Origin of the sequence: Streptomyces sp. SID14478, assembly GCF_010548525.1 — a bacterium.
In the GTDB taxonomy this organism is placed as follows: Bacteria; Actinomycetota; Actinomycetes; order Streptomycetales; family Streptomycetaceae; genus Streptomyces.
Genome location: NZ_JAAGMG010000938.1, coordinates 1 through 546, shown reverse-complemented (window position 1 = coordinate 546; position 546 = coordinate 1). Strand labels below are relative to the sequence as shown.

Genomic DNA, 546 nt, shown 5'->3' with positions numbered 1-546 from the left:
CGGCGTCGCCCGCCGCCGCGGCCGCCCGCAGCGGTGCGATCCGCGACTGCCCCTCGGGGCCGATCGCGCCGATCAGGGCCCGCTCCATGTCGTCCTCGCCCACCGGGTCGACGACCGTCGCCCAGCCGGTGTGCGCCAGCAGCAGCCGACGGCTGCGGGCCATCGACACGAGCGTCACGTCGGCGACCCGGACCGGACCGCCGGACAGGAACGCGGTCTCGTACAGCGACAGTTCGCGCCCCCGGTGCCGGTCGCCCGCGGCGCGCTCGCCGTCGGCCGCGCGGACGGCAGCGAGACACAGCCGGGCGCAGGACAGAGCCGCGGCGGCGCAGGCGAGGACGAGGAACAGGACCCAGAGCATGAGGTGTTTTTACGACAGGTGTTCGGGTAGGCGCCATGCCGATTTCAGTATGCGGACAGCGGCCGTCACGACTTCGGGCGGGACGCGGCGGGCGGCAGGGTCAGCGTGGGCGTCGGCGTGACCGGCGTCGCCGAGTCCGGGGACGCCGTGGGCCCCGGCGGTGCGGGGGAGCGGGTGGCGGGCGG

The 546-nt window shown here is 76.2% G+C and carries 1 protein-coding gene; it reads right to left on the bottom strand.

What is annotated here, in order from left to right:
* Nucleotides 1-361: TIGR04222 domain-containing membrane protein (locus G3I40_RS30385; RefSeq protein ID WP_164305835.1), on the bottom strand; the 361-nt coding region annotated here is incomplete at its 3' end.
* Nucleotides 362-546 lie beyond the last annotated feature (185 nt).